At 62.4% G+C, this 4,967-nt stretch carries 4 protein-coding genes and 1 pseudogene; 3 read left to right on the top strand and 2 right to left on the bottom strand.

What is annotated here, in order from left to right; genetic code table 11:
- Positions 1-214: pseudogene (locus tag EOB49_RS27010) on the top strand (transcriptional regulator); the annotation flags it as partial.
- Positions 215-226: 12 nt separating this feature from the next.
- Here EOB49_RS27010 and ligD read toward each other — a convergent pair.
- On the bottom strand, positions 227-2,743 hold the full coding sequence (ligD, locus tag EOB49_RS27005; RefSeq protein ID WP_127382785.1) for a DNA ligase D: 2,517 nt from the start codon (positions 2,741-2,743) through the stop codon (positions 227-229).
- A 12-nt stretch (positions 2,744-2,755) separates the two neighbouring features.
- Positions 2,756-3,616, bottom strand: a complete 861-nt coding sequence (locus EOB49_RS27000) for a Ku protein (RefSeq protein ID WP_127382784.1) — start codon at positions 3,614-3,616, stop codon at positions 2,756-2,758.
- A gap of 376 nt (positions 3,617-3,992) precedes the next feature.
- Between EOB49_RS27000 and EOB49_RS26995 the strand changes: the two genes are divergently transcribed.
- Together EOB49_RS26995 and EOB49_RS26990 are read left to right on the top strand one after the other, a co-directional pair.
- Positions 3,993-4,133 carry a hypothetical protein gene (locus EOB49_RS26995; protein ID WP_013528645.1) on the top strand — a complete coding sequence of 47 codons (141 nt, stop codon included), beginning with the start codon at positions 3,993-3,995 and terminating at the stop codon, positions 4,131-4,133.
- A 254-nt stretch (positions 4,134-4,387) separates the two neighbouring features.
- A complete protein-coding gene (locus EOB49_RS26990) occupies positions 4,388-4,732 on the top strand; it encodes a DCC1-like thiol-disulfide oxidoreductase family protein (protein WP_245472851.1) in 345 nt (114 codons plus the stop codon).
- The last annotated feature ends 235 nt before the right edge of the window (positions 4,733-4,967 follow it).

The following is a 4,967-nucleotide window of genomic DNA, read 5'->3' as shown; positions in this document are numbered from 1 at the left end:
GATAGGCATCGACGTTTATACCAAGCCGCGCCGGCCGGTATGCCGCGCCTGCCTCGACTGGAGCGTGCGGCGCTCACACCTCGCCGGCACGCTGGGCGCCGCCATCCTCGACAAGATCCTTGCCGAGAAATGGGCGCGCCGCGAGAAGGACAGCCGCGCGGTGATCTTCTCGCCGCCGGGTAGACAGGCGTTTGAGAGGGTGTTTCTGTCTTGAACGGGCGAAGCGTTAACCCCGCCTCAGAGCCTTGCCCTGCTTAAAGAAATCCGACCACGGATCGGCTTTCGCCAGCTGTTTCAGCGTCGTCTTTCCGCCGATCGGGAAAGCGTTCGGCGCCAAGCCGGCCTCGATCTCTGGCCAGGTCACCGGCATCGACACGGTGGCACCCTTCTTGGCGCGTGACGAATAGGGCGCGACCGTCGTCGAGCCCCTGCCATTGCGCAGATAGTCGACGAAGATCTTTCCCGTGCGCGCTTTTTTCGACAGCGTCGCCGTGTAGCGGTCGGGGGCACCCTGCTCCAGCGCACGGGCAAAATCATGGGCGAAGGTTTTGACCTCCTCCCAATCCGCCGCTGGTCTCAGCGGCACCATGACGTGAAAACCCTTGCCGCCCGAAGTCTTGACGAAATTCGGCAGCGACAGCTCGTCGAGCTTGCCCCTGATATCGAGTGCCGCCTCGCGGACCGCTTTCACGTCGACACCTTCATCGGGATCGAGATCGAAGATGATCTGGTCGGGCTTTTCGATCTCGTCGATCGTGCACCCCCAGATGTGGATCTCGACCACGCCATACTGGACCAATGCGGCGACACCATCGAAATCCCGGATGTACAAGATCTCCTCGCCGTCAGTCGGATCCTTCATGCGCGCGATCTTGTCGCTCATGCCGGCCGAGGCATGTTTCTGGAAGAAACGCTGGCCGCCGACGCCGTCCGGCGCCCGCACCAGGCTGAGCGGCCGGTTGACGACAAACTGTTCCATGCGCGGCCAAACCTGCGCGTAATGGTCGAGCAGGCCCTGCTTGGAGATTTTTTCGTCCGGCCACAGCAGCTTGTCGGGGTGGGAAAGTTTTACCGTGGTCGTCATCGACCCGGCGGGTTGGGCCGCGCTGCTTGATGCCGGCTTGGCCTTGCCTGTCGATGGCTTGCCTGTCGACGCTTTGGGCTTTTCCTGCACGACTTCCTCCGCCGGCTTGTCCTCGCGCAATCCCTGGAACGAGGCGTGGCGTATTATACGGTCCGAGGTCCAGCTGCGAAACTCCACTTCGCCGACAAGTTCGGGCTTGACCCAGACCAGGCCCTTGCCCTTCGGCACCGCGGTGGAGAAGGGCGATGTCTTTGCCGTCAATGCATCGAGTTTTGCCTTCAGCTCGTTGGCGCCCTTGCCGGAGAAACCAGTGCCGACGCGGCCGGCATAATGCAGCTTGCCGCCCTCGTGGAAGCCGACCAGGATCGAGCGCAGGCCACGCCCGGTCTTGTCCGACGGCAGATAGCCGCCGATGACGAATTCCTGCCGCGCCGTGCATTTCGACTTCACCCAGGTCGGGCCGCGGCCGCTGCGATAGGGTGCATCGGCACGCTTGGAGACGACGCCTTCCAGGCCCATCCGGCAGGCATGCTCCAGCATGATCTTGCCGGGTTCGGAAAAGTGGTCGCTGAAGCGGACCGCCGCATTGTCGGACTGCTTGCCGAGCAAATCCTGCAAGGCCTGCTTACGCTCGACCAGCGGCTCGCGGCGCAAATCCCGTCCATCGAGGCGCATCAAATCGAATACGTAATAGATGAAGCGATTTGTCCGCTTCGCCGACAGATCCTGTTGCAACAGCGCGAAAGACGAGACGCCGCTGTCGGCGAGCACGACCACCTCGCCATCGATGATGGCGTCGCTGCACTTCAGCCCGGCCAGCTCCGCGACGATCTCGCCGCCGAATTTCTTCGTCCAGTCGAGTCCGGTGCGGGTCAGCAGCCGCACGTCGGTGCCGGCTATCTGTGCCTGCATGCGATAGCCGTCGAACTTCACCTCATGCAGCCAGTCCTTGCCCGGCGGCGCATCGCGCTCCAGCGTGGCCAACTGCGGCTCGATGAAGTCGAGTTTCTTGCCCGCGGCCTTCGTCTTGCCGGCGGCCGGCTTGTTGGAATGCCAGACCTTCGGCTTCTCACCCTTCGCGGTCTTGCCCTCGCCGACCTCCTCGATGGTCAGGCCCGACTTCACCGATTCCGGCGCCTCCTTGAGGATGTCCTCGCCCGGACGCGCGGCGGCATCGTCCGACTTGATCAGCAGCCAGTTGTCGCGTTTTTCACCCGCACGCGGCTTCAGCCGCACCAGATGCCATGCTCCATGCAGCTTGTGTCCCCTGAGCTCAAAGCTGATATGGCCCTTCTTCATCGCCTTGGCCGGGTCGATCTCGGGGGTCCAGGTCCCCTCGTCCCAGACGATGACCGAACCGCCGCCATATTCGCCCTTGGGAATGGTGCCCTCGAACGGCGCATAGTCGATCGGGTGATCCTCGACATGCACGGCCAGTCGCTTCTCATGCGGATCAAGGCTCGGGCCGCGCGTCACCGCCCAGCTCCACAGCACGCCGTCATGCTCGAGCCGCAGGTCGTAATGCAGCCGCGTCGCGGCATGCTTGTGGATGACGAAGATGCCGCCCGCGCCGCCCTGCTTGGTCCGGGCGACCTTGCCGGCCGGTTCGGCGGTTTTCTTGAAATCGCGCTTGGAGTGATATTGTTCGAGGCTGGCCATCCGTTGGGTTCCTCAGGCCGATTTGCGTTTGGGCGCGCTGGCTTTCGGCTTGGCCGCCGGCTTGGCTTTCGCCGACGAAGACCTTTTCGATGATCCGGAATCTGACAGGCTCTTCTTCAGCGCGTCGAACAGATTGACGACATTGGAAGGTTTTGGCGCCGCCTTGGCCTTCGGCGCCTTGTGGCCGGCCTTCTTGGCGCGGATCAGCTCCAGCAGCGCGTCCTCGTATTTGTCGTCGAATTTCGAGGGATCGAACTTCGTCTTCTTCTTGTCGATGATCAACTCGGCGAGGTCGGTCATCTCCTGATCGGTCTTCACCGACTCGATGTCGCCGAAGACGGTGTCCTGCTGGCGCACCGTGTTGTCGTAGCGCAGCGTCGTCAGCACCATGCCTTTGCCGAGCGGCTCGATAACCACCGGCCGTTCGCGTCGGTAGAGCACGATACGCGCCAACCCGGCCATCTTCTTGCCCGCCATCGCGTCGCGAATGACGGCGAACGCTTCTTCCGACACCTTGTCGGCCGGGGCGACATAATAGGGCGTATCGAGATAGATCTGCTGGATCGAAGCTTTGTCGACGAAACCGTCGAGCGCCATCGTGTGCGAGGATTCGATCTGCACCGCCTCGATCTCGTCTTCCTCGATATGGATGAAATCGCCATCGTCGAGTTCATAGCCCTTGATCTCGTCATCCTCCTCCAGCGGCTTGCCTGTTTCGGCGTCGACATAGAGGCGCTTCACCGTGTTGCCGGTCTTGCGGTTGAGAATGCGAAAGGAGACCCGCTCCGTGTGGGTGACGACATTGGTGAGTTCGACGGCACAGGTGACCAGCGAAAGCTTCAAATAGCCTCTCCAGGCCGGACGCGGCGCCATGATATCTTCCCTTCCAGAACCAGATGAAGGTGAGAACGGACAGACCGCGCTCCAGTTCCGCCGCGCGGCGTTCAGAGCCAAGGGGGTGTTTCCCGGGCGCCAAGTCGCCAAGCACGGAAATTTCGAGGGCGCGGCAAAAGTTGAAACAGAACCGCGGGCGGGCGACATTCAAACGAAACATATGTGATGCAAAAGTCACATTGGCCGGAATGCCGGCCAACTGCACGGAAAGACCCCGAATCAGCCGCAATCCAGCCACGAAGCAAGGCATTTTCGACCAGATATTAACATCACGTTCACCGACTATTCACGCCTCGACGCTATGATGACCGCAATTCGGAAGGGACATCCGAAAATCGGGACAGGGACAAGGGTAATGAACTTCCTCGCGCACCTCATCGGCTATGCCGCCGCCATCCGCGAATTCGTCGCGCCGACCTATCGGCCCGAGCGCTATTACATGCGCGGCCCCGGCCCTGCTTGCGCCCGTCGCGGCAACTCGCTGGGCGCGCACTGATCATGGCTTTCGAAAATCGCCACAACAGCAGGATCTGCAGGCCGGCCGCCTCTACCCGCGCCACCACCTATCGCGCCGAGCGTCCCGCTCTCGCCGACAGGCGCCGTGCGATAACGCCAGGGCTTTGATACCGACGCTGGCCGGCTTAGTGTCATAGGACACGAGCAGCCGAGGCCAGCGTGACCGACCATTCCCAACCCAGTCGACCCCAGTCAAATCGTCCCTCCGGAACAACTCTCGACGCACGCCATCGATTGATCGTTTTCGATGGCGTCTGCGTGCTCTGCTCAGGCTTCGTGCGCATGGTGGTCAGGCTCGATCGCCAAGGCCGTTTCCGCTTCGCCACCGCGCAGTCGCCCTTCGGTGAAACGCTGTTTCGGAAGCATGGACTGCACACGGACTCTTACGAAACCAACCTCGTCCTGATCGACGGCGTCGCCTTCACGCGGCTCGACAGCTTCGTCGCCGTCATGGCGGAACTCGGCTGGCCCTGGCGGGCGGCAAAAACACTGCTGCTGCTGCCGCGCCCGCTGCGCGACTGGCTCTATGATCGCGTTGCCAGGAATCGCTACGCGCTGTTCGGCAGGAAGGACAGCTGAGAGGTTCCTTCTCCGGAGCTGCGCGAGCGGTTCCTTGGCTGAGGATGTGGCTGCTGGAGAACGAGCCGCCGCTCAGCGCATTGATCGGGCGCTATCGCGGTTGGCTCGAACGGGTGGATTCGCATGGCTCCAGCACGATGGTGCTGCCGGCCCCCTTGCCCAGTTCCCGGCAGCCTTGAACCGAGCACAGCGTCCAGCCGTCGCCGGTTGCGCCAGAGGCGGCGAGTATGACGCG

Source organism: Mesorhizobium sp. M7A.F.Ca.MR.148.00.0.0, assembly GCF_003997735.1.
Taxonomy (GTDB): Bacteria; Pseudomonadota; Alphaproteobacteria; order Rhizobiales; family Rhizobiaceae; genus Mesorhizobium.
The sequence above is the reverse complement of the archived record's forward strand: the minus strand, read 5'-3'. Positions and strand labels throughout refer to the sequence as shown.

Bases quoted from the DNA above. Each gene is read 5' to 3' on its own strand.
- ligD (WP_127382785.1), bottom strand. From the start codon at position 2,743: ATGGCCAGCCTCGAACAATATCACTCCAAGCGCGATTTCAAGAAAACC.
- EOB49_RS27000 (WP_127382784.1), bottom strand. From the start codon at position 3,616: ATGGCGCCGCGTCCGGCCTGGAGAGGCTATTTGAAGCTTTCGCTGGTC.
- EOB49_RS26995 (WP_013528645.1), top strand. From the start codon at position 3,993: ATGAACTTCCTCGCGCACCTCATCGGCTATGCCGCCGCCATCCGCGAA.